Raw genomic sequence first — 23,117 nt, forward strand, 5'->3', positions numbered from 1 at the left:
TGGAGGCCTCGTTGAACGAGAAAGAGCGGTATGCCCAGTTTGTGGATCAGCCGGCCCCTGAATTTGATCTTACAGGCGTTGATGGCAATACCCTTGCCCTTGCCGACTTAAACGGCAAAACCGTTGTGCTTAACTTTCTCTACACGCGCTGTACCGAGGCCTGCCCTTTGCATATGAACCTGATCCGGCAGTTGCAAACCGGGGTTGAAGAAGAAGGGCTGAGTGAAGAGGTGGTGTTCATCACCATTGCCACGGACCGGGAAGATGTTGCAGGCACCCGGAGAAACATGCGTGCCTACGGCGAGAATTTCGATCTGAATCCCCGCAACTGGCAATTCCTCTACCGAGCCAGGATGGAACCACCTGAACTGACACCAGAACTTGCTAAAGCCTACGGCGTTCAGTTCAGGGATACGGGTGAGGGTGTACAGGTCCATGGTGTGGTAACCCACGTGATTGACCCGGAAGGGCAGATGCGGGCCCGGTTCCATGGATTGAAATTCAAGCCTGAACACCTGGAGACCTACCTGACGGCCATTGCCAAAGGCCCCAACGCGGCAGCCGATGATGGGTTCTGGGGCCGACTGCACGGGCGAATTGAAGAGCTGTTACAGAGTGAGTAACGCGTGGGGCACCATGCCGGCAACAAACCGACCACTGTAATCAGGAGTAATGTCCAATGAGTCACCAGCGCATATCTGCCGCCCGGGGAATCGCCGTAGTCCTTTTCGCGCTTGCTATTTCCATAGCCGCTCAAGTTATGGCTGCAGGGAAGGTTCCGAAGTCGGTGGGGCCCCAGGGTTTCCTGATCTGGGAGTCCCCTCGCACTCTGCCCGAGCTGGCTTTTGAGGACGAAGACGGCAGGCCGCTGACACTGGCTGACTTTAAGGGTAAGGCGATTTTGCTCAATATCTGGGCGACCTGGTGCGCACCCTGCCGTGAGGAAATGCCGACGCTTGACTCACTCCAGGCTCAACTGGGCGGCGAGCAATTTGAAGTGGTCGCGCTGTCCGTTGACCACGTAGGCATCAGCGTTGTTGAAAAATTCTACCGGGAAACAAGCATTCAGCATCTTCGCCAGTATATTGATCCGTCCACACTGGCGACCTCAACACTGGGCATAGAAGGTGTTCCTACAACGCTGCTGCTTGATCATGACGGTCGCGAAATTGGCCGCCTGGTCGGTGCCGCGGAATGGGACAGCCCGGCCATGGTGGATTTGATGACCCGCACCATTGAAGGGGTTCCGGACTGACTGGATTTACGCAATTGAAAAGGCAGGTGCGTAATGCTTCAAGCTACTACTGCATGCTTCCTTCGCTGAGCCCTTCGAGAACCCCGCAGGCCTCAATTTCCCGATCATCGTTACAACTCGCTCGCAGCGACACAAGTTGTTTCTCCAGTACCTGCAGATCGGTTATCTGAGACCGTACCTGAGCGATGTGATCATCAAGCAAGGTGTTGATGGCCCTGCAAGGCTGATGGGGCGCGCCCTGATAACGCTGTAACTCGTGAATTTCAGCGAGTGACAGCTCAAGTATTCTGCAGCGCCGGATGAAGGCCAGTCGCTCAACATGCCGTTCAGTGTAAATACGGTAGCCGTTGTCCTGACGATCCGGCGGTGGTAACAAGCCCTCTCGCTCATAGAAACGGATGGTCTGGGTGTCAACCCCTACGGACCGCGCCAACTGACCAATGCGCATCGGGTGTCTCCTCAACAAATGGTATCTGCTCTATTGACCTTATAGTGGCTATATGGTTTTAAATCATAATCCGACAATACGCAAGTGGATGCATCATGAGCCAAAATCTATGGCGATGGCTTTGGCTGCAGGCGGCCGCGCCAAATCATCTATCCAAGGAGGGCCGTTATGGCCCGAGAGGGCTATGCCGAGTCTAAAATTTTACTTTGCTAACAATTCTTAATTGACCCCAAATGGAGAAGCTACATGACCGCCATAATTCAGCGTTCGACCAATAGCCTCTTATCTGCCTTCACCGTTGCTGCGCTTATAGCAGGAGGGGCTGGCAAGGCCGTGGCTTCGTATGCGCAAAACGAAACTCAGGTCAATGCACCTGCAACCGAGATCTCCCAGGCAAGCCAAGCGCCAGAATCAGCCACCGAAAAAACACAACTTTCAATTGAACAGATTATCGCGAAGGTGAAGGAGCAAGGATACTCGGATATTTCCGATATTGATCGCGAGGACGGCCGATACAGCGTTGAGGCCCGCGACCCGGGAGGCAAAGAGGTCGAATTTTTCGTTGAAGCGAAAACAGGTGAAATTGTCAAGAAAGTGAGGGAGGCCAAGGACTCCCTCTCCAGGGAGGAGGTCATTGCAAAGCTGAAGGAAAAGGGCTTTTCGGATGTCTCCAAAATCAAACGCAAGGGCGAGAAGAATCAGTACTGGGTTATGGCTACTGATGCCGATGGCAAAAAATTCGAGCTGCATGTCAACGCCAAGACCGGTGAGATTAAGCGCAAGGAGCAGCGGTGCGGGTAATAAGCCGACGCGCCTCGGACAAATGAATCCCTGGATCGCCTGGCTGCGCAATTCAAACCTCAAGCTAGGAGCGATGGAGGCAAAGGACGGCTCGCCGGTTCAAGGCTGTGAGGTCAATCGCCAAACCGGCCGGATGCTGCCAGCCCGATAGGCAAGGAGACACGGAAATGGAAAAAGTCGCGATCATGGGGGGCTCATTGGCAGCGTTTTTGTACAGCTCGCTTGCCTGGGCGCAACAACCTGGTCTCTGCTATGGACGTGACATGATGTGGGGTGAGGGCTGGGGCGACTGGCCCTTCGGTCCGCTGATGATGCTTTTATTTGTTGCGATAATAATTTTGGTCGTCATCCTCACCGTCCGGCGGTTAGGAGGGATCAAGCATGGCGGTTCAACGACGTCTTCTGCGCCCGCCATCGATATTCTCAAGGGCCGCTTTGCACGTGGTGAGATCGACAAAGAGGAATTCGAGGAGAAACGGCGGGTTCTTCAAGACTGACACCGGTCGCGGCTTGGTCGGGATCGCTGGGTTTACGTTTGGGCGGACGCTATCCACCACAACCTGCGCGCGGAGGCTACCATGCTGTGTGCTCTGGTGGGCATCGATGTGATGGCCGGACATGTACGTTGATCCGGTTCGCCTAAAAGCTACGGTTCCATTGTTGTCCATAGAAGAGGATTGTTGGGTATCACCACCAACTGACCGAGCCGACTGCCCAATGCGCATCAGGTTCCTCCCCAACAGATCGTAACTGTTTTATTGACCTTATAGTGGCTATATGGTTTTAAATCATAATCCGACAATACTCAAGTGGAGCCGTATCATGAGTAAACCCTGTGAAGACGCCTGTGGCTGCGAAGCAACACCCGCCGAGGGTAATGCCGGGTCGGGGGCCTCTGAAGCGTCCGGTAACTGGATCAGTGTGTATACCGTACCGAAGATGGATTGTCCTTCGGAGGAACGGATGATTCGACTGGCCCTGAACGGTTTTGAAGACATTCGCGGGCTGTCCTTCGACCTGTCTGATCGGCGGTTGAAGGTTGTGCACGATGGCGAGGCTGAGCCTATCACCGCGAAGCTGGCAACCCTCGGGCTGGGAGCTTCGCTTCAGGAAACGGCCGCTGCCGACCCTGAGTCAATCAAGGCGGTCGGGGGTACGGCTATCTCGGCCGAGCAGGAGTCCGGCACCCTGCGTTGGTTGCTCGGTATCAATGCCGTCCTGTTTGCGGTGGAAATGACGGCCGGCCTGATCGCCCAGTCTACCGGACTGATTGCAGAATCCCTGGACAATTTCGCCGACGCGGCCGTGTATGGGCTCGCCCTGTATGCGGTTGGGCACAGCGTGAAAATGCAGGTGCGTGCGGCGCATCTCGCGGGCGTACTCCAACTGATTCTGGCTGTGGGCGCACTCGCAGAGGTGGTGAGGCGCTTTGTCTTCGGCAGTGAGCCGGAGTCGCTGGCAATGATGGGGATTGCGTTCATCGCATTGATCGCTAACACCACCTGTCTGCTGCTGATATCCAAACATCGGGAGGGCGGTGCCCACATGAAGGCGAGCTGGATATTCTCAGCCAACGATGTGGTCATCAATCTAGGGGTCATTACCGCTGGCGCTCTGGTGGCGTGGACTGGCTCCAATTATCCGGACCTGATAATCGGCAGCATCGCGGGGATTATCGTACTCAACGGTGCCAGGCGCATCCTGGCGCTTAAGGGTTGAACAATGTCCATCGTTGCCAAGAAACGCTTGCAGTACGGCCTGTTGGCTATTTCCGGCCTGATAGCGGCATCTGATCAGGTTGTAAAATGGTTGGTCCAGCAGTCAATGGCGTATGGCGAGTCGATTCCGGTGACCCCGTTCTTTAACTGGGTTCATGCCTGGAACACCGGCGCCGCATTCAGCCTGTTTGCCGATGGCGGAGGTTGGCAGCGATACTTTCTTATCACAGTCGCGGTAGTTGTCTCATTTGTACTGATCAGGCTGATTCTTCAGTGCCGCCGCAGGGGAGAAGCCATCGCGTACAGCCTTATTCTTGGCGGTGCCATGGGCAACCTGATTGACCGGATATTTCGTGGCTATGTTGTGGATTCCTTTGATGTCTATTGGCAATCCTGGCACTGGCCGGCCTTTAACCTTGCCGATATCGCCATTGTGCTGGGCACCGTGCTTTTCCTCTATGTCAGTTTCATACCCGAAAAATCGGGCACGAACGTCGAGCTCGATGGATCAGGCTAAGAAACATCTGACAAACGCCTTGACCTTAAAGTTGACTTTAAGGATATCGTCTGTGCTGACAAACCAAGAACGACAGCCAAAGCAAAGGAGAATGAAACGATGACATTGCAACTTGGAGAAACCGCTCCCGATTTCACCGTGGCATCCACCGAGGGAAACATTCAGTTTCATGAGTGGCTGGGAGACGACTGGGCCGTACTGTTTTCACACCCCGCCGACTACACCCCCGTCTGTACCACAGAGCTCGGCGCCTTCGCCAAGCGTAAGGACGAGTTCGCCAGTCGCGGTGTGAAGCTGATCGGGGTCTCCGTCGACCCGCTCGACTCTCATAACGACTGGGTGAAGGATATCGAGAAAACCCAGGGCGCCGGGCTCAATTTTCCCCTGCTGGCAGACAAGGATCAGGTGGTTGCCGACCTGTACGGAATGATCCATCCAAAAGCCGACCCCAAGGTGACTGTTCGAACGGTATTTATTATCGATTCCGCGAAGAAAATCCGTCTGATGCTGACGTATCCGCCCAGCACCGGGCGCAATCTGGACGAGATCCTGCGCGTCATTGATTCGCTCCAACTGACCGACAACCACAAAGTGGCCACGCCGGTGGACTGGAAGAATGGCGAGGATGTGATCATCGTTCCGTCGCTCTCCAACGAAGAGGCCAAAGAGCGCTTCCCCGACGGATGGGATGAGCAGACACCGTATCTGCGCGTTACCCGCCAACCTGGTCGGAAGTAATAGAGAATTCGTCAGCTGGCCTTGTGGCTGGCTGACGAAGCAATACCTGAGAAACCTTCACCGATAGGTTCGGTCATCGCCGAACCCGCAACCGAACACGGCCCCGAAATGCTTACCCTGACAATCCCTGAAGTTGGTCTCTTCGCGTTATTGATTGCACTTTGCCTGTCGCTGCTTCAGGCGACCGTGCCCTTGCTGGGAGCCGCCACCCGGCGCCCGTTGTGGATGGCATTTGCAGAGCCCATGGCATGGGGGCAATTTGTTTTTCTACTGGTTTCTTATGCCAGCCTGACCGCCAGTTTTCTTCTGGATGATTTCAGCGTGGATTATGTGGCCCGTAATTCCAACTCGATGCTGCCCTGGTACTACAAGTTCACCGCCGTCTGGGGCTCTCATGAAGGCTCGGTGCTGTTATGGAGTCTGATTCTCAGTGGCTGGGGCTTTGCCGTCAGTCTGTTTTCCCGCCAGTTGCCACGGGATATCCCGAGACCCGCATCCTGCTGCGTGGTGATGCTCATTTCGCCAACGTGGAATTGATGCAACTGGCGCTCGACGATCCGTACACCGATTTTCTGTTCGGCCTGGCCGGCAACAGCCGTCTGAAAAAACTGGCCGAGCCACACCTGCAATCCACCCGGCGGCTGCACGATACCCGCTGCCATAACGCTCGCCTCGCGGAACAGGCCCCGCCGCAACGCTCGCGCACCTTCCACGAGATCGATTATCAGGCCCGTTCCTGGCCACAGGCGTTTCGCACTGTCCTGAAAGCCGAAACCATGGCCCTCGGCGATAACCCCCGCTTCGTCGTCACCTCCCTGGAAGAGTCAACCCCGGAAATACTGTACGCCGAGCTGTATTGCGCCCGGGGCCAGGACGAGAATTTCATCAAGATGATGAAAAACGACCTGGCCAGCGACCGCACCTCGGATTGCCGCTTTGCGGCCAACCACCTGCGCCTGTTTTTCTCCTGCGCCGCCTATGTACTGCATCACGCCTTGCGCGCCGAACTGTTGCAAGGCACCGAGTTGTCTCAGGCCCAGCCCTCGACGGTCATCATCAAGCTGTTCAAGCTGGCCGTACGGGTGGTGCAGTACAAAGACCGCATCAAGCTCCACCTGCCAGGTAGCTGCCCGGTCAAGGCCCTTCTGCACACAGTCACCGAACGGTTATATCGCCTGCCTCGGCCCAGGTTAAACACCGGCTGAGCCGCTGTCGGCGCTCACCTCCATCTCGGGCTCGGGAGGCCTTCCCTCGCCCGGACGCTGGAATTGATCAAATAATAAACACTTAAGGCCGGTGACTGGATGACATCAGAGCGACATTGGCGCGCATACTACACTAATAATTCTCATATCTGGGCGTAATGGGCTAACCGAGAAAATTTCGTGGCTGCTGCTTGGGGTGTTTATGAAATGTTCGGGTTAGATGCGTAACTAGACTCCTTGGTTCCTGGATGCCGCAGACGCTGTCAGCTCCAGTCGAGGATCACCCTGGGGTTTCGATCAGGTTTCTCCAGTCGTAAACAAAAGCGAACGTTCGAGTGAGGGATTTACGTCAGAGCCTCCAAGCAAATCACAGCCATTTCATCCAGTATGATTGGCGGAGCAAATTGCAGACGCTGAATGATTACGTGGCAGAGATGACCATGCTCGGCTAAGCTCCTGTTTTATCGATTTAAGTGCAGCGTTATTGATGTTTCAAAGTCAGTAATAGTGACACAGTCAAATTTCTGCAATGATAAAGCGCGCTGCCTAATTGCTGTTATGTTTCTCTCAGAGCAGGCTCAAGTCCAAGGTGATCAACAAAGGGGATGAAGTCGCGATCCAAAAACAGCAGGGGCAACTCTTTCTCTATACAGAATGTCGCGATGATCACGTCGGCAGTTTTTCTGATCGTGATGCCTTTTTTTCGTAGTGCCCGATAGTTGTCGGCGCACTTAATTGCCATTTCTTTGCCAAACATTTCATACTGATCCAGAGTGAGCAGGCTTTGCTTGGTTTGGCGATATTGTTTGTCGTTGCGGATGCCTTGGAGGATTTCCAAAAATATGAGGTCTCCAATAGCAACCGAACCTTGAACTATCGAGGCATCCAGCAGATCAGTTTGCGGGTTGTCGACCCCATTGAAATAGTCGATCCAGACGCTGGTGTCTACCAGGATCATCGGGCAGCTCGCATTTCGCCCAAATCGCCTTCCCACTTGATCTTGCCACGTAACTTTCGAATTTCCTGCTGCTTGCTAAGCTGGACTAGAAGTCTAAGGCCTTGCTCGACGGCCTCTTTTTTGGTTTCGTAACCGGAGGCTTTGAGGGCTTCGGCCATTAACTGGTCGTCAATGACTATGTTAGTTCTCATGATGCACCTATGTGTATGCTTTTCGACTTTTATACACAATCTAGCATCTCAAGGAGAACATAACAATCGGCTGCACAGCGACCGATTTTCCGCCGCCTCCGCGGCTACAAACCGGCGCGTGAGCCGGGCGTTGTAAAGGAAATACCCGTCCATGAGAGATAGAGTAAGACTTAATCCGGGTGAAGAACTGAAACTCGAGGGCAGCAGAACTAAAGGACCTTTGGGTGAAACAGAAATCGACACATACTCCGTCATCAACAAGGCAGGAGAAGTCGTAGGTTCAGTTGTGCACTCCGATCACACAGCCATCAAAGGCTTTAAAAGAACGCAAACACTTGTCCAGAAAGATGCTGAAGGCAGTGTTTTGGTAGATAAGCGATGGTGATCTCAAATTTCGACCAGGTTTGGGCGACATGACCAATGGATATTGAATCTCTGACGCGCCTAACCCACAATCATGTCCAGCGAAGTAAACAAACGCTCACTTTAATTGCGGTAGAGAGGTAGAACAGGTGACTGAGCTGGTTAGTTATGAATTGAAAGATGGTGTAGCAACGATTGCCATCAGCAATGGCAAGGCCAACGCCCTGAGCCAGGAAGTGTTCGAGGGGCTCAACGCGGCGCTGGATCGGGCGGAGCAGGACAAGGCGGTTGTGATTCTGACCGGCCAGCCAGGCGTGTTCTCTGCCGGGTACGACTTGAAAGAAATGCAGAAGGGGCCGAAAGAAGCAGCCGCGCTGGTAAAAACCGGCTCCAGCTTTACCCGGCGTCTGGCCGCATTCCCGTTGCCGATTATTGGTGCCTGTAGCGGCCATGCCATTGCCAAGGGCGCGTTCATTCTGCTGTCAGTGGATCACCGCATTGGTATTGAGGGCCCCTTCAAACTGGGCCTGAACGAGGTTGCAATTGGCATGACCATGCACCACGCCGGGATTGAAATTGCCCGCCATCGACTGGCGCCCGCCCACTTTTACCGTTCGGTCGTGAACGCTGAGATCTACAGCCCGGAAGGGGCCGTGCAGGCGGGCTTCCTGGATGAGGTGGTTGCCCAGGACAAACTGGTTGAGCGGGCCACCGAGCTGGCGCAGCATTTCAAAACCCTGAACATGCGCGCCCATCGTGAAACCAAGCTGAAGGCCAAAGCGGACTATCTGGCGCTGCTGGATCGTTGCATCGAGCAGGATGCCGAGCACCTTGGCCTGAACGGCTAGTTCACGTTTTTGAACTGAACTGCGGTGCTTCGCGGAAACGGAACAGTTTTGCCAGGATCACGTCAGGGAAAGACTGGATCCGGGTGTTGTAGATCATGGCGCTCTCGGTGTAGCTGTTTCGCAAGAGCGAAAGGTAGTTTTCCGTCTCTGCCATGATCGACATGAACTTCTGAATGTCCTCATTGTTCTTCAGGTCCGGATATCCCTCGATCCGGGCCTGGAGGGCATTGGTTACGTTCTGTTCAAACTGGATAAGCTTGTCGGCCTGGCCCTTCGAACTCATCTCGACAGGGTCCGCACTGCGTAGCTGGGCAATGGCTTTCAGCAGCTGTTTTTCGTGGGCCAGAGACGCCTTTACGATTTTCTCCAGGTTGGGCCACAGCTCATGGCGTTGCTGGAGAATGGTGTCGATATTGGCCGATGCCCGCAAAGCCCCTTGCCCCCGATCCAGGCCGGCAAAACCCAGGCAGTAGACGTTCACGAAGGTTTCGAGAAAGCGGACGGTGTAACGCCTGTCGCCCCGGCGCTCCGAATGGTACTGCGGGTATTCGATCTTCGCACCGTCTGGCTGGACGAGAACCTTTCCCTCGCTGTCCTCCAGCCAGAAAGGCGCTAGTTCTTCCCGATGCTCAATAACCCGCCATTTTTCGTTTTTTCCGGAACCCCGCTTTTCTTCAACCTTGTAGTCGAAGGCCACGCATTTCTCGTTTTTTAGTGGATCCCTGAGCGGGGGATGGTCTTCATCGACATCCACAATTGCCTTGAGCTCCGAGACGCCAAAACTGAGTCCCCGGGTGCTGCTGGTAGGTACCGCTTCGATCAGGCGCTTGAACTTGATGGTCCGGATCGACAACCACAAGAGCAACAGGGCAGCAATAATGCTGGCTGCGGCGAGTCGGCGGCTGGTCCAGGCGTGCTGGTATCGGCCCTCATACAAATCGGCGATGGCAGACCATTCCTGACGGAGCTTGTTGATGCCAAGCACCGAGAGCGTACCGGACACCGCAATGGCCATTACCAGAACATAGACCCAGAACCGGTGAACTTTGATCAACGGAAGGGACAGCGCGATACCCAGAGCCAGAAAGCCAGTTGCGATGGAAATGCGGATGGCTGCCTCGAAGAACCGGTCGCCACTGTCCACGGTCAGCGTGTTCCGGGAAACCATGGCCGGAAGGCTGAAGTCTTCGAGGCCATAAAAGGTAACTGCCCCGATTTCGCTGCTGTACTGGCCGATTACCCGCGCCGTGTGTCCGGGAATGAGCGCCCACTCCGAGTAGATTCTGCGGCCGGACTGATTGCGATAGGTTCGCTCCAGATTCCATTCGACCTCTTCCAGATCGCTGCCCGGAGCTACAATGACTGAGCCGGTCTGGTCCCTGAGCTGGAAGTCGCCGCCGCGGGCGCCGGAATCCAGGGTGCGGATACGCAGATCACCGTCGGAGTCGCGATATTCCTCCTCGAGTTTGTAGCGATAGTAGACCGCCTCGGTGTTGGAATAGGGCGTTTCGAGAGTTCCCAACTGATCCGTGACCTTGCCTGCGATCACATAGGGGCCTGTGGTCAAAGCGCCGACGGGCATTTCTGGTAGGCGTTCCAGTTGCCGTGCTTCGGTGAGCTGGCTGAGCCCGGTCGTCATCGCATAGTAGCTGCCTGCCAGGCAGGCGACTGCGATAATGGCGGTGATAATCCGGCCGGGAATACTGGCGATATTGAAGCGCCCCATGGCGGGAGAGTCCTTGGTCTGCTGGCTTTCAGGGGCAAGAGTATAAAGTATCGGGCTTTGTCATTCCCCCGGCCTCACCCGAATTGGGATGGAACGCAAGTTGGCAATGATGGGTGGTTCCTATAACGTTAAAGGCTTTCCTTTCAGAATTCAGGAGCGCGTTGTGTCCCAGTCCGAGCAATTTGCCAGCGACAACTACAGCGGTGTGTGCCCGCAGGCCTGGAAAGCCATGGAGGCGGCCAACCGGATGGATGAACCAGCCTACGGCGAGGACAGCTGGACGCAAAAGGCGGCGGATGGCCTGAGGACGCTGTTCGATACCGACTGTGACGTTTACTTCGTGTTCAATGGCACTGCCGCCAATTCTCTGGCCCTGGCCTCGATCGGTCAGTCGTTTCACAGCGTGATCTGCCACGAGCTGGCCCATATTGAAACCGATGAATGCGGCGGCCCGGAGTACGCCTCCAACGGTGCCAAGCTGCTTCTGGGGCAGGGTGCAAACGGCAAGCTGACACCGGAGAGCATCGAGCACCTGGTGACCAAGCGGACCGATATTCACTACCCCAAGCCCAAGGCGCTCAGCCTGACCCAGGCCACAGAGGTCGGGACGGTCTATACACCCGAGGAGCTCAGGGTCATTCGGGCGGTCGCCGATCACCATAAGCTCAATATCCATATGGATGGCGCCCGCTTCGCAAATGCGGTGGCTGCGCTGGATGTACATCCGTCGGATATTACCTGGAAGGCCGGTGTCGATGTTCTGTGCTTTTCCGGCACTAAGAACGGCCTGGCGCTTGGCGAGGCGGTGGTGTTCTTCAACCGGTCTCTGGCGGAGGACTTCGAGTGGCGTTGTAAGCAGGCGGGCCAGCTGGCCTCCAAGATGCGTTATATCTCGGCACCCTGGTGCGGGCTTCTGGAAGGCGATGTTTGGTTGGAGAATGCCCGCCACGCCAATGCCTGTGCCCAGCGCCTTGCCCGGGGGCTGGAAGGTCTTCCAGGTATCCAGCTACGCTATCCTAGACAGGTGAACGGTGTTTTCGTGGAGATGCCGGAGCCTTTGCAGGCGGCACTGCGGGCCAAAGGCTGGCGCTTTTACAACTTTATCGGTGGCAGTGCCCGCCTGATGTGCTCCTGGGCAACGACCCATGAGCAGGTGGACCGCTTTCTTGCTGATGTCAGAGCCCTGACAGGTTAAGAGCTATCGATTCCGGGGCGAAGTCGTGGTATATCAGCAGCCCCAAAACCCCAATTTTTACGGAAACAGAAGACATGCCCAGAGCCAGTGAAATCAAAAAGAATTCCGCCGTTGAATACGATGGTCGTGTGTATTTTGTAAAGGACATCGAGCGTTCCGTGCCCCAGGGCCGGGCTGGCGGCAGTCTTTACCGCATGCGCATGTACGATGTGGTGACCAACCAGAAGCTGGACGAGACCTTCAAGGATTCGGACATGCTCAACCTGGCCGACCTTACCCGCCGGGAAGCCACCTTTTCCTACGCCGATGGCGATGAGTATGTATTCATGGATACCGAGGATTTCACCCAGTACAGCCTGAATCGCGACGCGATTGCTGACGAGCTGTTGTTCATCTCTGAGGATACCCAGGGTGTGATGGTCATCCTGCTGAAGGATTCTCCGGTTGCACTCGCACTCCCCCCCACCGTTGAGCTTGTAATTGAAGAGACGGATCCGTCTGTCAAAGGCGGCTCGGCGACGGCCAGAACCAAGCCAGCCCGCTTCGCCACGGGTCTGGTGGTGCAGGTTCCCGAGCACATCTCCACCGGAGATCGTATTCGCATTAACGTGGAGGAGCGCAAGTTCCTGGGCCGCGCCTGAGTTAAAGTCGTTCCGAAGTAAGGACACCCTGTGAAGCCGATAGAAACGATAAAAGTGCTGGTCGCCAGCGTGATTGCTGTTATGGTCATGGTGGGTATTGCCCGGTTTTCCTACACGCCGATGATCCCGGAAATGGTCGCGGCACTGGGGCTGAGCAAATCCGTCGTCGGCATGCTGGCAACCGTGAACTACGCCGGCTACCTGACCGGCGCAGTGCTGATTACCCGCATCAGCGATCTTGGTCTCAAGGTAAGGCTCTACCAGCTTGGCCTGGTGGTTGCCGTGGTTTCAACGGTTCTCATGGGGTACACCACCAATGTGTGGGTGTGGTCCATTCTGCGTTTTATCTCAGGTCTGAGCACCTCAGCGGGTATGTTGCTGGGTGCCGGTCTTTTGATGAGCTGGTTGATCAAGAACAACCAGAAGTCCGAGCTCGGCGTGTTCTTTTCCGGTATCGGGCTCGGGATTGTACTCACCGCTGTGGTGGCGGAGCTGATCAAGGATCCGTTCACCTGGGATCAGCAATGGGTGATTTACGGGCTGGTGGCCCTTGGGCTTCTGTTGCCCGCCTGGCGTTGGATGCCGGACTACCGGGCCTGTGCCTTGCCGAAAACAGGTGCGGCCAAGGCAGGTGACGAGCGAAGCCGGTTCATACGGATCCTCCAGCTGGCGTATTTCTGCGCCGGTGTGGGCTATGTGGTGACAGCCACCTTCCTCGTAGCAATTGCGGAATCCATGCCCGAGCTTCAGGGGCAGGGCTGGCTGGTCTGGCTGATTGCAGGTCTTGCTGCAACGCCGGCCTGCTGGCTGTGGGATGTGTTTTCCCGGCGTTGGGGCCAGTGGCTGGCGCTTTATCTGGCCTACACCCTGAACTCCGTGAGCATCCTGATGCTGATCGTGAACACCAGCTTCGCCAGCGTGATGCTCAGCTCCGTGATTTATGGCGCCAGCTTTATCGGTATCGTCAGCATGATGCTGGCAATGGTAGGGCGGGTTTTCCCCGAGAACCCTTCCCGGCCCATGAGCCGGTTGACCTTCAGCTACGGTATCGCCCAGATGATCGCACCCGCGGTGGTTGGCTATCTCGCGGATGTGGAAGGTAATTACACCAACGGCCTCTGGCTGACCCTGGTGGTGATGGCGTTAGGCGTTTTGATGCTTCACCTGGCAAGGCGGGCGCAGCAGCGTCAGGGCGAAGCCGCGACAGCGGGTTGAATTGATTCCGCAATCGAATGTCACTCGAAGAGGAAAGCAGATCATGCCAGGAAAGCCTTCAAAACCCGTATCAGCATCTGCGATTGAGAAGCACGTCTACAAGGTGTTTCCAAACGACATGAATTCCCACAATACCGTGTTCGGCGGCATGATCATGGCAAAATGCGACCGGCTGGCGCTGGTCGTGGCAGAGCGGCATTCCGCCCATGTTTGTGTGACGGCTGCCGTGGATTCAATCCATTTCAGGGCACCGGCGAAGGGTAACGATACGCTGCTGTTCAGCCTGTCGCTGAACCGGAGCTGGGGCTCGTCCATGGAAATCGGTGCCAGGGTAGAGGCCGAAAACAGTTACACCGGCGATACGCGGCACATTCTCTCGGCCTTTTTCACCTTTGTTGCTCTGGACGAGAATGACCGGCCGGTGGATGTCCCGGAAGTGATACCGGAAACGGACGAGCAACAGCGCCGGTACGACAATGCCGAGATTCGCCGGGAAGGGCGCCTGAAAACCCGGGAACAACTGGCATCCTCGTCCCGCTCGGCAACTGACTGAGCGGGTGCCTAGAGAACCTCTGGTTCTGTTGTCGGATCTGTCTGGATGGCAGTATCCCGCAATCCACCGAACCGCTTGTAAAACTTCTCACCCGGACCTGGAAGGGGGCCGGAGGCGTTTTCGAGGTTCTCGTCCAGCCACTGCTCGGCCCGCACATAGATTTGACGATACAGGTTCCGACACAGCTGTTTGGCGCTGCGGCCTTCCCAGTCACCGGGTAGCAGTTCATCGGGCAGCAGCGGGTCCCTCAGAAGAATTTTGCGGTACTCGTGGATCAGCAGGATCCGGAGTATCAGGCACTCCGCGGGGCTGAGAGTGTCCTCAGACTGGAGTTCACGCCACAGGGGCCGGAACTGGGTCAGGAAGCGTCGGTAGCGGCCGCCCAGTTCCTCAAGGTTCCAGCTTTCGCGAACCTGCAGTCTCAGGGCTCTTGGGCTCTTCTGCTCCATGGGCATGGTCTGCATCACGATGGTGTCTTCGAGAGCACCCCATTCCTGAAGCATTGGAATCAGTTCGCTGCGAGTGAAGCGTGGGTGTTCCATCAGCCCGGGTGCCATGCTGCCAAAACTGAGCCACTTGAGTTCCTCCCGGACTTTTTGCCTGAGTTCCGGGGAAAGCTGGTTCAGGTAGACCAGGCACCAGCTTCCACTCCATTCTTCGGCGCCCAGGTTATAGACGTGCTGAAAAGCCTGCTCGAACCGCCGCAGGCCCGGGCCGGTGAGGCTGTAATAACTGCAACGGCCCACCTTTTCGGTCTGCAGCCAGGATTCCTGAACCAGACGATACACCGAGGTGCGAACCAGTCGCTGGCTGATGCCCATGGGCTCTACCAGTTTCATCAGGCTTCCCAGCCAGACATTGCCGCCGCGGGGAACGATGGCATCGCCATAGATGGTGATGATGAGTGAGCCGGCCCGAAGGGGTCGCTTTTTCTGGAAGTTCTTGACGAGCAGTTCTAGCTGGCTTTTTGCAGTCATGGCCTGAGTTCGCAAATAAGAATCAATGAAACACGTTGTACGTATTATGCGGTTCTTACGTGTCAGGTAAAGGTTTGTCTTTCGATCAGCGGTGCTGGCGTGTTCTGCCAGTGTCGGCTTTACTGACAGAGCCGCGTTGGCACTCCCGGAAATCAGTTGACACGAGCGTTATGATACAATAACTTCATTTGATATTCGTCAATGGTATCGAATCATACCGGGAGCGAAGAAACAAAAACTCAAGCCCCTGCAAAAAACGGGAGAACAAAAACAATGTTTAAAACAGTGATTCGTCGCGCAGGCAAATGCGCAGCCGTTGCAGCCGCCGGTCTCATGATGATGAGCGCTCAGGCAGCTGAACCCATCAAGATCGGTTCGTTCCTGTCAGTGACAGGCCCGGCATCGTTCCTTGGTGATCCCGAGCTGAAAACGCTCGAGATGTACGTTGAAAAAATTAATGAAGAAGGTGGTGTCCTTGGTCGTCAACTGGAGCTGATCCACTATGACGACGTTGGCAACGCTTCCTCTGCCCGTAACTTTGCCAGTCGCCTGATCCGCTCGGACCAGGTTGATATCATCGTTGGCGGCAGTACTACCGGCGCTACCATGGCGGCGGTACCGCTGATTGAGCAGGCAGAAGTGCCGTTCATCTCCCTGGCCGGTGCTGTGGTTATCACCAACCCGGTCAAAAAGTGGGTATTCAAGACTCCTCAAACCGACCGCATGGCGGCAGAGCGTATTCTGACCGACATGAAGGATCGCGGCATTACCAAGTTTGGTCTGATTTCCGGCACCGGTGGTTTCGGAAGCTCCGGTCGCACCCAGACTCTGGAAGTGGCCGAGCAGATGGGCATGGAAGTTGTGGCCGATGTTACTTACAGCGGATCTGATACAGACATGACCGCCCAGCTGACCAATATCCGTAACACAAGTGGTGTGGAAGCGGTTCTGAACTTCGGTTTCGGCCAGGGTCCGGCCATCGTGACTCGCAACTATGCCCAGTTGGGTATGGAGCTTCCGTTCTACCAGTCCCACGGTGTCGCATCCGACAGCTTCCTCGAGCTGGCTGGCTCTTCAGCCGATGGTCTGCGCCTGCCTGCCTCTCCGCTGCTAGTGCCGGATTCCCTGCCGGACGACGATCCCCAGAAGGAAGTGGTTCAGAACTACAAGGCTGAATACGAAGCCCGCTGGGATTCCAAGGTGTCCACTTTCGGTGCCTACGCTTACGACGGCCTGATGCTGGCAGTCCGCGCCATGGAAGAGGCCGGTTCTACCGATCCGGAAGCCGTTCGTAACGCCCTGGAAAACATCAAGGGCTATGTCGGCGTAACCGGTGTGTTCAACATGTCACCGGAAGACCACAACGGCCTTGATCCGGAATCCTTCCGCATTCTGGAAGTCCAGAACGGCGAATGGAAGCTGATTAACTGATACCCCTTTAACCTGTCTCGCGGCTGGCGATGACCCCTTCCCTGGGGCAGTCGCCAGCCGATGTTCGACCGGAACCACCGCTATGCTCGCAGAATTCTTACAGTACCTGTTCACCGGGATTACTATCGGTGCGACCTACGCCCTGATAGCCCTCGGCTTTACTCTCATCTATAACGCCAGTCACGTCATCAACTTTGCCCAGGGCGAGTTCCTGATGATTGGAGGCATGGCTACGGTTTCGCTTACGGCCATGGGTGTGCCCATGATCCTGGCGGTCGTGTTGGCCGTGATCCTGGCCGGCATCCTAGGCATCGCCCTGCAACGGTTCGCGATTGCGCCCGCCAAGCAGGCCGATGTTGTTACCCTGATTATTATCACCATCGGTGCATCTATCTTTATTCGCGGTATTGCCCAGGTAGTCTGGGGCAAGGAATACCACGTGATGCAGAATTTCAGCACAGACCAGCCCATCGAGGTCTTTGGTGCCGTGCTGAACAGCCAGAGCCTGTGGGTTCTGGGTATCGGTGCGATCCTGGTCGTGGGGTTGGTACTGTTCTTTACCAAGACGCTGATTGGTAAAGCTATTCTGGCTACGTCCATGAACAAAGAGGCGGCACGGCTTGTGGGTATCCGGACCCAGATGGTTCTGATGCTGGCGTTTATGGTGTCAGCACTGCTGGGCTCGGTAGCCGGTATTGTGGTTGCTCCGATCACATTCACGTCTTACGACATCGGTATCATTCTCGGGCTGAAAGGCTTTGTGGCCGCTGCCATTGGTGGCCTGGGTAGCGGTGTTGGCGCGGTTGTAGGCGGTCTGTCGCTGGGTATCGTTGAAGCCATGGCAGCCGGTTACATCTCATCGGACTATAAGGATGCTGTGGCATTCTCCATGATCCTGCTGGTGCTGTTCTTCATGCCCCGCGGATTGTTCGGTGCCAAGGTAGTGGAGCGCGTCTGATGTTGAACACGTTTATGCAGTCGCGTCTCCGGGGGCTGATTGTTCTCGCCCTGATTCTCATCATTCTTCCCGCTTTTCTCGGCAACCCGTTCCATTATGAGCTGGTTACCCAGATGGCGATCATTGCTGCCACGGTGGTTGGCCTTAATCTCCTGGTGGGTTTTGCTGGCCAGATCAGTCTTGGCCACGCTGGCTTCTTCGGTCTTGGCGCCTACTTTACCGGCATCGCGACCGGCACCTACGGCTGGCCTTCAGTGCCCGCGTTGGTGGTCGGAGCAATTGTTGTGGGCTTTATTGCCTGGATTGTCGGGCGACCGATTCTGCGCCTGAAGGGCCACTATCTGTCCATGGCGACCCTCGCCGTTGGTTTTATTATTGCCATCATCCTGAACAACGAGCGTGCACTGACCGGCGGGCCAGACGGTATGCCGGTGCCGGCCTTCGAAATATTTGGCTGGGAGCTGAGCGCGTTTGGTCGCTATTCGCTGTTCGGTATCACGATCGAAGGCTTCCAGGCCTGGTATATCTTCGCCAGCGTGGTGCTTCTGGTAGCGGTGTGGTTTGCCCTGAACCTGATTGAATCGCCGATTGGCCGGGCGCTGCGTTCGGTTCACGGCTCGGAAGTGGCTGCCAGCGTTGTCGGTGTGAACACCGCGAAATACAAAAGCCTGGTGTTCGTGATCTCGGCGATCTACGCCAGCCTGATGGGCAGTCTTTATGCCCACTTCCAGGGCTTCATTACGCCTGCGGTAGCAAGCTTCGAATTCTCCATCCTGTTCATCACCATGGTTGTTCTGGGTGGTATGGGCTCGACCTTCGGTGTCATTCTTGGCGCCGTGGTGCTGAAGCTTTTGCCCCAGGTTCTGGCAGATTTCCAGGAGCTGGAACATGTCATGTTCGGCCTGATCCTGATGCTCACCATGATTTTTATGCCAAAAGGGCTGTTGCCCACACTGACCGCGTTTGTTTCCAAGAAAATGCGCAAGAAAGCGGGAGGTGAGGCATGACAGCACTGGTCGAAGTAAAGGGACTGGATAAAGCCTTTGGTGGTGTCCATGCGGTGGAAGGCGTCAGCTTTTCGGTTGAAGCCGGACAGGTCTATTCTGTTATCGGCCCCAATGGTGCCGGCAAGACAACGCTGTTTAACCTGATCACAGGGCTCTATACGCCGACCAAAGGCGAGATCCTGCTGAACGGTGAGAGCACCGCCAAGCTGGAGCCCAATGAACTGGCAGAGCGGGGCATGTGCCGCACGTTCCAGCAGATGCAGATCTGCATGAACATGACTGCCATCGAGAACGTGATGCTGGGTCGGCATCTGCAGCTCAAAAGCAGCCTTTTCACTACCTTGTTCCGGTTGCCGTCCCTGCGTCGCAATGAAGACGCCGCTCGCAAGCGTGCTGCGGAACTGATGGAGTATGTAGGCTGTGGCGACTATCTCGACGCCGAAGCCTCGGCGATGTCCTATGGCGCGCTCAAGCGCCTGGAAATAGCCCGGGCACTAGCGGCCGAACCCAAGGTTATCCTTCTGGACGAGCCGGCAGCCGGCCTGAATGCGGTTGAAACCGCCGCCCTGGAGGAACTGATCCGGAAAATTGCGGATCAGGGCACCACGGTCATGCTGGTTGAGCACGATATGAAACTGGTGATGGGTATTTCCGACCGGTTGTTGGTGCTCAACTACGGCCGTGTTCTGGCAGAGGGAACCCCTGAGGAAATCCGCCAGAATCCGGATGTTATCGCCGCCTATCTGGGTGGCTGAGCGAGGAGACATTTCACATGAGCGAGCAAAATACTGAAATGGCGCCTGCCCAGTCACGCAGTGAGCAGGCCGTACGGATTATTGTTCATGAGCACCAGGCGCTGTGGCGGATTCTGGATCTGCTGGACCAGTTGCTGAGTGATATGAACCTTAACGACCAGCGCCCGGATGAGCGGCTGCTGAAGACCATTTTTGATTACATTCAGCACTTCTCCCAGCGGGTGCATAGCACGCCCACTGACATTGAGCTCTACAAACGGCTCAGTGAGAAGTCCCCCGAGACAGCGCCTCTGCTGGAGAAGCTGGCCAGGGGCTATGTCATCGGTCACGAAAAGCTGGTGGAGTTGCGCCAGTTGTTGGCGGAGTGCGAAAAAGGCTGGCCGGAAGGTCGCGAAGAGTTCAGCCATGCTCTGGCCCGTTTCACGGAAGCCTTGCGCAAACACATTCGCAAGGAAGAGGGCGTGGTTATTCCACGGGCCCGTAAACTCCTGACCGAGGAAGACTGGCAGCAGATCATCGAAGCGCGGGACGTGGAAAACGATCCGCTGTTCGGTGAGCGCGTCCGGGAGGAATTCCGGGAATTGCGGCACCAGATTGTCAGTTATACCCCCGAGAAATTCGGTGGTCTCGGCCTGAAGCACGCAGACCGGGTGACTGCGCCTCATGCCAAAGAAGAGATGCTGTCCATCAAGGGACTGGTAACGTCCTACGGCCAGATTGAAGTGCTGCATGATGTGGACATCCACATCAATAGTGGTGAGATCGTGTCACTGGTAGGCGCCAATGGTGCTGGCAAATCCACACTGTTGATGACTATCTCGGGTCTTCAGCCCACAGACCGGGGTGCCATCACCTTTGAAGGCAAGGATCTCTCGAAGATCACTGCCGATCAGAGGGTAGCTGATGGCATCGTCCAGGTGCCTGAAGGCCGGCAGGTGTTCAAGGACTTGAGCGTTCATGACAACCTGCTTCTGGGCGCCTATACCCGTGGCAAAACCCCCGAGGTAATGGACGATCTGGAACGGATGTACACCAAGTTTCCGATTCTGCGACAGAAGCGCCATAACCTGGCAGGCGAGCTCTCCGGTGGCCAGCAACAGATGCTTGCGATGGGCCGTGCCCTGATGGCCAAGCCAAGACTGCTGCTGCTGGATGAGCCCAGCATGGGTCTGGCGCCGTTGATCATCGAGGAGATCTTCAACATCGTCAAGGAACTCAAGGAAGAGGGTATTACCATCTTCCTGGTAGAGCAGAATGCCTCCCAGGCGCTGGCTCTGGCGGATCGCGGCTACGTGCTGGAAACCGGCAAGGTGGTGATCGAAGGGACCGGCCGTGAACTGCTCAGCAATGAGAAGGTTCGTGAGGCCTACCTGGGCATGTAATCGCCCGGAACTTTCCTTGCGCCAATAAAAGGGGGACAGGTCTTGCGACCTGTCCCCCTTTTATTTGCCTGACGCTTTCTCCCTGGGGTCCAAGACAGGGAGAAAGCAGGGAAGCCCGGTGTTACTCGGGCTTCTTGGCAACCAGTGTCAGGATGTCGTAGCTCGCAACCATCTCGTCGTTCTGGTTGTGAACCTGAACATCCCAGACCACAACACCCTGGGGGTGTCCGTCCGGAGATGTCCGACCCTGATCGATCTTGCGCTTGCAGGTCAGGCGCGCCCGGATTGTGTCACCCGGGGCAACCGGCTCAATGAAACGCAGGGTGTCCAGACCGTAGTTCGCCAGCACCGGACCTTCACCCGGATAGACGAACAGGCCGGCCGCAGCGGAAAGCACGAAGTAGCCGTGAGCAATGCGCTTGCCGAACTGGGAGTCCCGCGCCGCGATTTCATCGAAGTGCATATAGAAGTGATCACCGGACAGGCAACCAAAGTTGACGATGTCGGCTTCGGTGACGGTGCGTCGATGCGTCAGCAGAGACTCGTTGATCTGCAGGTCTTCGAAGTGGCGACGGAACGGATGCACGTCGGTTTCGATCAGATCAGCACCGCGTACGTACTCGCGGGTAACCGCAGCCAGCATGCTCGGAGAGCCCTGGATCGCGGTGCGCTGCAAGTAGTGGTGAACCGCACGGATGCCGCCCAGTTCTTCACCACCACCGGCGCGCCCGGGGCCGCCATGCTTGAGCATGGGCAGAGGCGATCCGTGGCCGGTGGATTCCTTCGCGGCTTCGGCATCCAGCAGGTGCAGACGGCCATGGAAAGCGGCCAGAAGTGGCGCAATCCTGCCGGCAATGGCAGGGTCCCGGGTGGTCAGGGTAGTGACCAGGGAACCACGGCCTTTCGAGCAAAGTTCAACGGCGTCTTCAACGGTGTCGTAAGGAATGACCGTGGCAACCGGGCCGAAGGCCTCGATATCGTGGGCGCCGCAGCCGTTTTCCGGGTTCCGGCACAGCAGCAGGTGCGGCTCGATGAATGCGCCTTTCTCGGTGCCATCGCCGGTGGGCTTGAAGTTGCCTTCGCCACCCACAACCAGCTCGCTGGTCTTGAGCAGTTCCTGGATATTGGCCTTCACATCTTCCAACTGGTCGGTGGAGGCCAGTGCACCCATGCGAACGCCTTCGACAGAGGGATCACCTACAGTGATCTTGGAAAGCTGCTCTTTCAGCTTGTCGCAGACCGCGTTCGCCTGATCTTTCGGCACGAGGATACGACGAATGGCAGTACATTTCTGACCGGCCTTGGCGGTCATCTCGCGGCGTATTTCCTTCACGAAGATGTCGAATTCGTCGTGCTCGGGGGTAACATCCGGGGCGAGGATCGCGCTGTTCAGGGAATCCGCTTCGGCGTTGAACGGAATCGAACGATTGATGATGTTCGGATGGTTCTTGAGTTTGCGGGCGGTTGCCGCGGAACCGGTAAAGGTAACAACGTCCTGCTCTTCGAGATGATCGAACAGGTCGCCGGTGCTGCCAATGATCAGCTGCAGACTGCCTTCAGGAAGCGCGCCGGATTCCTGCATCAGGCGAACCGCCAGTTCGGTCACGTAGCAGGTAGAGGTGGCCGGCTTCACGATGGACGGCATACCCGCCAGGAATGTGGGTGCAAACTTCTCCAGCATGCCCCACACCGGGAAGTTGTAGGCATCGATGTGAACGGCCACGCCGCCACGGGGCACCAGGATATGGGTGCCTGCAAAGTGGTTGTTCTTGCCAAGAGGAGTCACCGGACCCTCGTGAACAACATTGCCGGACGGCAGCTCGCGCCGGCCCATGCTGGCATAGGAGAACAGGGTGCCAAAACCACCATCGACATCGATGCCGTTGTCGCCCTTGGTGGAACCGGTATGCATGGACAGAGCGTAGAGTTCTTTCTTGTGCTCCTGGAGGTACAGGGCCATGGCCTTCAGGGCCAGGGCGCGCTCCTGGAAATCCATCGCCATCAGGTTCTTGCCGCCAACCTTGCGGCCATACTCAACGGCGTTCTTGAAATCGAGGGTGTCGTCGTGGGTGTGGGCGACGATCTCGCCATTGATGGCGCTGGGCAGGGCCTTGGCGGGCTTTTCGCCGACCCACTGGCCGGCAATGAAACTTTTCAGGACTGACATGGGAAACTCCATTCGTTTCTGAAACGCGAAGGCAAGTCCCGTTGTTACGGGACTTGCCTTGCTCTTTT

24 protein-coding genes and 3 pseudogenes are annotated in these 23,117 nt (G+C 56.4%); 21 read left to right on the forward strand and 6 right to left on the reverse strand.

All coding sequences use genetic code 11. From position 1 onward, the window contains the following. Positions 1-623: SCO family protein (locus tag BM035_RS19120; RefSeq protein ID WP_092033806.1), on the forward strand; the 623-nt coding region annotated here is incomplete at its 5' end. Positions 624-679: 56 nt separating this feature from the next. Beyond that, positions 680-1,255, forward strand: a complete 576-nt coding sequence (locus BM035_RS19125) for a TlpA family protein disulfide reductase (protein ID WP_011784892.1) — start codon at positions 680-682, stop codon at positions 1,253-1,255. Positions 1,256-1,301: 46 nt separating this feature from the next. Here the strand turns inward: BM035_RS19125 and cadR are convergent, their stop codons facing one another. Continuing rightward, entirely contained in the window at positions 1,302-1,703 is a 402-nt protein-coding gene (gene cadR, locus BM035_RS19130) for a Cd(II)/Pb(II)-responsive transcriptional regulator (RefSeq protein ID WP_008173755.1), read from the reverse strand. Between the two features lie 246 nt (positions 1,704-1,949). Here cadR and BM035_RS19135 point away from each other — a divergent pair, with 246 nt between their 5' ends. From BM035_RS19135 to BM035_RS19165, 7 genes and pseudogenes are all read left to right on the forward strand, one after another. Beyond that, on the forward strand, positions 1,950-2,504 hold the full coding sequence (locus BM035_RS19135; RefSeq protein WP_092033809.1) for a PepSY domain-containing protein: 555 nt from the start codon (positions 1,950-1,952) through the stop codon (positions 2,502-2,504). 167 nt (positions 2,505-2,671) lie between these two features. Continuing rightward, positions 2,672-3,001, forward strand: a complete 330-nt coding sequence (locus tag BM035_RS19140; protein WP_092033812.1) for an SHOCT domain-containing protein — start codon at positions 2,672-2,674, stop codon at positions 2,999-3,001. Positions 3,002-3,326: 325 nt separating this feature from the next. Further along, a complete protein-coding gene (locus BM035_RS19145; RefSeq protein ID WP_092033815.1) occupies positions 3,327-4,223 on the forward strand; it encodes a cation transporter in 897 nt (298 codons plus the stop codon). 3 nt (positions 4,224-4,226) lie between these two features. Further along, entirely contained in the window at positions 4,227-4,739 is a 513-nt protein-coding gene (gene lspA / locus BM035_RS19150) for a signal peptidase II (RefSeq protein WP_092033818.1), read from the forward strand. A gap of 99 nt (positions 4,740-4,838) precedes the next feature. Beyond that, positions 4,839-5,477, forward strand: coding sequence for a peroxiredoxin (locus tag BM035_RS19155; RefSeq protein WP_011784900.1), 639 nt, complete (start codon positions 4,839-4,841; stop codon positions 5,475-5,477). A 108-nt stretch (positions 5,478-5,585) separates the two neighbouring features. Next, positions 5,586-5,954: pseudogene (locus BM035_RS23020) on the forward strand (heme lyase NrfEFG subunit NrfE); the annotation flags it as partial. A gap of 2 nt (positions 5,955-5,956) precedes the next feature. After that, positions 5,957-6,682, forward strand: a pseudogene (locus BM035_RS19165) (IS1380 family transposase); the annotation flags it as partial. 556 nt (positions 6,683-7,238) lie between these two features. Here the strand turns inward: BM035_RS19165 and vapC are convergent. Together vapC and BM035_RS19175 are read right to left on the reverse strand one after the other, a co-directional pair. Then, complete coding sequence (gene vapC, locus BM035_RS19170; RefSeq protein WP_092033819.1) at positions 7,239-7,640, reverse strand: type II toxin-antitoxin system VapC family toxin; 402 nt, start codon at positions 7,638-7,640, stop codon at positions 7,239-7,241. Next, positions 7,637-7,831 carry a type II toxin-antitoxin system VapB family antitoxin gene (locus tag BM035_RS19175; protein ID WP_008173767.1) on the reverse strand — a complete coding sequence of 65 codons (195 nt, stop codon included), beginning with the start codon at positions 7,829-7,831 and terminating at the stop codon, positions 7,637-7,639. Before BM035_RS19175 ends, vapC begins: the two co-directional genes overlap by 4 nt. 151 nt (positions 7,832-7,982) lie before the next feature. Between BM035_RS19175 and BM035_RS19180 the strand changes: the two genes are divergently transcribed. Both BM035_RS19180 and BM035_RS19185 read left to right on the forward strand, forming a co-directional pair. Further along, positions 7,983-8,216, forward strand: a complete 234-nt coding sequence (locus BM035_RS19180; RefSeq protein WP_008173769.1) for a hypothetical protein — start codon at positions 7,983-7,985, stop codon at positions 8,214-8,216. 127 nt (positions 8,217-8,343) lie between these two features. Continuing rightward, positions 8,344-9,042, forward strand: coding sequence for a crotonase/enoyl-CoA hydratase family protein (locus tag BM035_RS19185; protein WP_092033822.1), 699 nt, complete (start codon positions 8,344-8,346; stop codon positions 9,040-9,042). A 1-nt stretch (position 9,043) separates the two neighbouring features. Here the strand turns inward: BM035_RS19185 and BM035_RS19190 are convergent, their stop codons facing one another. Then, positions 9,044-10,768 (reverse strand): LemA family protein, encoded by a 1,725-nt coding sequence (locus BM035_RS19190; RefSeq protein ID WP_092033824.1) that lies wholly within the window; start codon positions 10,766-10,768, stop codon positions 9,044-9,046. Positions 10,769-10,877: 109 nt separating this feature from the next. On the opposite strand from BM035_RS19190, the gene BM035_RS19195 reads away from it, so the two are divergent. From BM035_RS19195 to BM035_RS19210, 4 genes are all read left to right on the forward strand, one after another. Then, positions 10,878-11,963 carry a threonine aldolase family protein gene (locus tag BM035_RS19195; RefSeq protein ID WP_092033860.1) on the forward strand — a complete coding sequence of 362 codons (1,086 nt, stop codon included), beginning with the start codon at positions 10,878-10,880 and terminating at the stop codon, positions 11,961-11,963. A gap of 74 nt (positions 11,964-12,037) precedes the next feature. Further along, positions 12,038-12,604 carry an elongation factor P-like protein EfpL gene (efpL, locus tag BM035_RS19200; RefSeq protein ID WP_092033827.1) on the forward strand — a complete coding sequence of 189 codons (567 nt, stop codon included), beginning with the start codon at positions 12,038-12,040 and terminating at the stop codon, positions 12,602-12,604. Between the two features lie 30 nt (positions 12,605-12,634). Then, positions 12,635-13,819: a YbfB/YjiJ family MFS transporter gene (locus BM035_RS19205; protein WP_092033828.1), complete on the forward strand. Its 1,185-nt coding sequence runs from the start codon at positions 12,635-12,637 to the stop codon at positions 13,817-13,819. 43 nt (positions 13,820-13,862) lie between these two features. After that, positions 13,863-14,372: an acyl-CoA thioesterase gene (locus BM035_RS19210; RefSeq protein WP_008173781.1), complete on the forward strand. Its 510-nt coding sequence runs from the start codon at positions 13,863-13,865 to the stop codon at positions 14,370-14,372. Positions 14,373-14,380: 8 nt separating this feature from the next. Here BM035_RS19210 and paaX read toward each other — a convergent pair whose 3' ends face one another. After that, a complete protein-coding gene (paaX, locus tag BM035_RS19215) occupies positions 14,381-15,349 on the reverse strand; it encodes a phenylacetic acid degradation operon negative regulatory protein PaaX (protein WP_008173782.1) in 969 nt (322 codons plus the stop codon). Between the two features lie 273 nt (positions 15,350-15,622). Here paaX and BM035_RS19220 point away from each other — a divergent pair, with 273 nt between their 5' ends. From BM035_RS19220 to BM035_RS23030, 6 genes and pseudogenes are all read left to right on the forward strand, one after another. Next, the gene (locus tag BM035_RS19220; protein ID WP_092033830.1) at positions 15,623-16,780 is read left to right on the forward strand and encodes an ABC transporter substrate-binding protein; all 1,158 of its coding nucleotides are present in this window, start codon (positions 15,623-15,625) and stop codon (positions 16,778-16,780) included. 82 nt (positions 16,781-16,862) lie between these two features. Further along, positions 16,863-17,738 carry a branched-chain amino acid ABC transporter permease gene (locus BM035_RS19225; protein ID WP_092033831.1) on the forward strand — a complete coding sequence of 292 codons (876 nt, stop codon included), beginning with the start codon at positions 16,863-16,865 and terminating at the stop codon, positions 17,736-17,738. Further along, positions 17,738-18,745 (forward strand): branched-chain amino acid ABC transporter permease, encoded by a 1,008-nt coding sequence (locus tag BM035_RS19230; RefSeq protein ID WP_008173786.1) that lies wholly within the window; start codon positions 17,738-17,740, stop codon positions 18,743-18,745. The genes BM035_RS19225 and BM035_RS19230 overlap by 1 nt, the downstream gene beginning before the upstream one ends. Beyond that, complete coding sequence (locus BM035_RS19235) at positions 18,742-19,500, forward strand: ABC transporter ATP-binding protein (RefSeq protein WP_092033834.1); 759 nt, start codon at positions 18,742-18,744, stop codon at positions 19,498-19,500. The genes BM035_RS19230 and BM035_RS19235 overlap by 4 nt, the downstream gene beginning before the upstream one ends. A 38-nt stretch (positions 19,501-19,538) precedes the next feature. Continuing rightward, positions 19,539-19,967, forward strand: a pseudogene (locus BM035_RS23025) (hemerythrin domain-containing protein); the annotation flags it as partial. Between the two features lie 210 nt (positions 19,968-20,177). After that, complete coding sequence (locus tag BM035_RS23030; protein ID WP_041646303.1) at positions 20,178-20,882, forward strand: ABC transporter ATP-binding protein; 705 nt, start codon at positions 20,178-20,180, stop codon at positions 20,880-20,882. Between the two features lie 121 nt (positions 20,883-21,003). Here BM035_RS23030 and paaZ read toward each other — a convergent pair whose 3' ends face one another. Beyond that, positions 21,004-23,049 carry a phenylacetic acid degradation bifunctional protein PaaZ gene (gene paaZ / locus BM035_RS19245; protein WP_092033838.1) on the reverse strand — a complete coding sequence of 682 codons (2,046 nt, stop codon included), beginning with the start codon at positions 23,047-23,049 and terminating at the stop codon, positions 21,004-21,006. Between the last annotated feature and the right edge of the window lie 68 nt (positions 23,050-23,117).

This window comes from Marinobacter sp. DSM 26671, from assembly GCF_900112835.1.
GTDB lineage: Bacteria > Pseudomonadota > Gammaproteobacteria > Pseudomonadales > Oleiphilaceae > Marinobacter > Marinobacter flavimaris.